At 56.7% G+C, this 3,087-nt stretch carries 3 protein-coding genes; all 3 read left to right on the top strand.

What is annotated here, in order from left to right; translation table 11 throughout:
- Nucleotides 1-25 precede the first annotated feature (25 nt).
- Nucleotides 26-397, top strand: coding sequence for a multidrug efflux SMR transporter (locus E1297_RS24505; protein WP_155143128.1), 372 nt, complete (start codon nucleotides 26-28; stop codon nucleotides 395-397).
- A gap of 76 nt (nucleotides 398-473) precedes the next feature.
- On the top strand, nucleotides 474-2,291 hold the full coding sequence (typA, locus tag E1297_RS24500; protein ID WP_155143127.1) for a translational GTPase TypA: 1,818 nt from the start codon (nucleotides 474-476) through the stop codon (nucleotides 2,289-2,291).
- Nucleotides 2,292-2,590: 299 nt separating this feature from the next.
- Nucleotides 2,591-3,087 (top strand): hypothetical protein (locus E1297_RS24495; RefSeq protein ID WP_155143126.1); only part of this gene is annotated, 497 nt, incomplete at its 3' end.

Genomic DNA, 3,087 nt, shown 5'->3' with positions numbered 1-3,087 from the left:
TGCCCAGCATTCCGGTTTCGTGCTCATGCTTGCGCGAAAATCAGCGAGAAGGTTCTGCCCGGTGCCCAAAGCTTATCTGATCCTATTGCTGGCTGTTGTAGCTGAAACCATTGGAACAACAGCCCTTCAGGCAAGCCAGCAATTTACCCGCTTCTGGCCATCTGTCCTAGTTGTATTTGGTTATGGATGCGCGTTTTACCTGATGGCTCTCACACTCAAGGTCATGCCGGTTGGTATCGTCTATGCGATCTGGTCAGGTCTGGGAATTTTCCTCATCGCGTTGATCGGATTTATCGTTTTTGGACAAAGGCTGGATTGGCCAGCCGTATTCGGTCTGACAATGATCATGGCCGGAATTCTGGTTATTCACCTGTTTTCGAAGACAGCAGGTCACTGACCACCGGTTAGGGCTGGTATATTTGTTCGCGTCGCGTTATGCGCGCGGCAACTTCCCGTTCAAAGGCTGACCTCTCATGGACCTGCGCAATATCGCAATCATCGCTCACGTTGACCACGGCAAGACGACTTTGGTCGATGAGCTGCTTAAACAATCCGGTGCATTCCGGGAAAATCAAGCCGTGGCCGAGCGCGCCATGGACAGCAACGATCTTGAGCGTGAGCGCGGCATCACCATTCTGGCCAAGGCGACTTCGGTCGAATGGAAAGGCACGCGCATCAACATCGTCGACACGCCCGGTCACGCCGACTTTGGCGGCGAAGTAGAACGCATTCTCAGCATGGTCGATGGTGTTGTCCTGCTGGTGGATGCTGCCGAAGGTCCGATGCCGCAAACCAAGTTCGTGACCTCCAAGGCGCTGGCGCTGGGCCTGCGTCCCATCGTGGTACTCAACAAGGTCGACAAGCCTGACGCCGAACCTGACCGCGCGCTGGACGAATGTTTCGACCTGTTTGCGAACTTGGGGGCCGACGATGACCAGTTGGACTTCCCCGCCATGTACGCCTCGGGCCGCTCAGGCTGGGCAGATATGGAACTGGACGGGCCGCGCAAGGACCTGACCGCGCTGTTCGATCTTGTCGTCGATCACGTTCCTGCCCCGAAACAGGCCGAGAAGAAAGACGAACCCTTCCGCATGCTGGCCACCACTCTGGGCAGCGACCCTTTTATCGGTCGCATCCTGACCGGCCGTGTCGAAAGTGGCACGCTGAAAGCCGGTGACAGCCTCAAGGCGCTGAGCCGCGACGGGACACTGATCGAAAACTTCCGCGCGTCAAAAATCCTGGCCTTCCGTGGCCTCGCGCAACAGCCCATCGACGTCGCAGAAGCGGGTGACATCGTCACCATCGCAGGCATGAGCAAGGCAACCGTAGCCGACTCGTTGGTCTCGCCGCAGGTCGAAGAAGCCCTGCCCGCCCAGCCAATCGATCCGCCGACCATCACCGTGACCTTCGGTATCAACGATTCTCCTTTGGCCGGTCGTGACGGCAAAAAGGTTCAGTCGCGCGTCATCCGTGACCGCCTGATGAAAGAAGCTGAATCGAACGTCGCGATCCGCATCACCGACACTCCGGGCGGCGAAGCATTCGAAGTCGCTGGCCGTGGTGAATTGCAGATGGGTGTTCTGATCGAGAACATGCGCCGCGAGGGCTTTGAACTCAGCATTTCGCGTCCGCAGGTTCTGTTCCGCGAGGAAGACGGACAGCGTCTGGAGCCCATCGAAGAAGTCACAATTGATGTGGACGACGAATATTCGGGGGCAGTTATCGAAAAAATCACCGGCGCCCGCAAAGGTGAACTGGTCGAGATGCGCCCCGCTGGCGCTGGCAAAACCCGCATCATCGCGCATGTGCCTTCACGCGGCCTGATCGGCTATCACGGTGAGTTCCTGACCGACACCCGCGGCACCGGCGTTCTGAACCGCGTCTTCCATGGTTGGGCGGCACACAAGGGCCCTATCCCTGGCCGTCGTGCGGGGGTTCTGATCTCGATGGAAAATGGCCAGGCTGTCGCCTACGCCCTCTGGAACCTCGAAGAGCGTGGTCGCATGTTTGTTGGCCCGCAGACAGATGTCTATCAGGGCATGGTCATTGGCGAACATTCGCGTGATAACGATCTGGAAGTGAACCCTCTGAAGGGCAAGAAACTGACGAACGTACGCGCCAGCGGATCTGACGACGCAGTGAGACTCACTCCGCATGTCCAGTTCTCGCTGGAAGAAGCAATCGCCTACATCGATGACGATGAGCTGGTTGAGGTTACACCCAATGCCATTCGTCTGCGAAAGCGGTTTCTTGACCCCCACGAACGCAAACGCATGGCTAAATCAGCCTGATTTAAGGAAATTTCATGCCGAACAGTTTGGAAACAATGGCACACCTGTGACATTTTTTCATCCATTCTGAAAATGATCAGAAACCGAAGGCCTGCCGCTACGTCAGGTCTTCTTTCTGATTTCTATGAATAATCTACTTAAAGGTGAGTCAACTTTAACGGAATCCCTCAAGTACGCCCTTGTAAATCCGGCCGGACAAAGGTGTATTTATGTCCAAAGTGTGACGTTGTTCATAAACGCCGATGGTTTAACGGTGCATAAGGCAACGGAGTAGGTAAAGAGTTTCAAGGAGAGGCGCTATGCGCATCAAACCGCGTTTGTTATCTTTCGTTTTTGCTTCCGCGACATTTCCCCTGCTGGCCGGTGGTGCAACACAAGCAGCCGAGAAATGTACGGTTCGAACAGCTAAGCAATCAGTTTCAACCGAAACACTCTGCGCATGTACTGTCGTTGACGCGCGTATGTTGCGTTACATTCAGCGGCGCGCTGACTTCGAGGACATTCTTGCCCGCACCTTGAAAACCTGCCCGGGCTTTGCAGCGGTGCTCACCGACTTTCCAACAGCAACAGTTTCAGCGACCGATCAGCGGTCTGGTGACGGCCGTGCGAACGAGGATGATGAAGATGTCGTTGGCAGCGGCACCGGTGGTGGAACTGGCGGCAGTGGTTCGGGTGGCAGCGGCTCAGGCGGCAGCGGCTCGGGTGGCGGCTCCGGTGGGAGCGGTGGTGTAACTCCAACTGGCGGTGGCTCCGGTGGCAGCGGTGGTTCCGGTGGCTCTGGTGGCAGCGGTGGTTC

Source organism: Roseibium sp. RKSG952 (assembly GCF_009711355.1).
This window is presented reverse-complemented; position numbering and strand designations above follow the sequence as displayed.

Bases quoted from the DNA above. Each gene is read 5' to 3' on its own strand.
- E1297_RS24505 (WP_155143128.1), top strand. From the start codon at position 26: ATGCTTGCGCGAAAATCAGCGAGAAGGTTCTGCCCGGTGCCCAAAGCT.
- typA (WP_155143127.1), top strand. From the start codon at position 474: ATGGACCTGCGCAATATCGCAATCATCGCTCACGTTGACCACGGCAAG.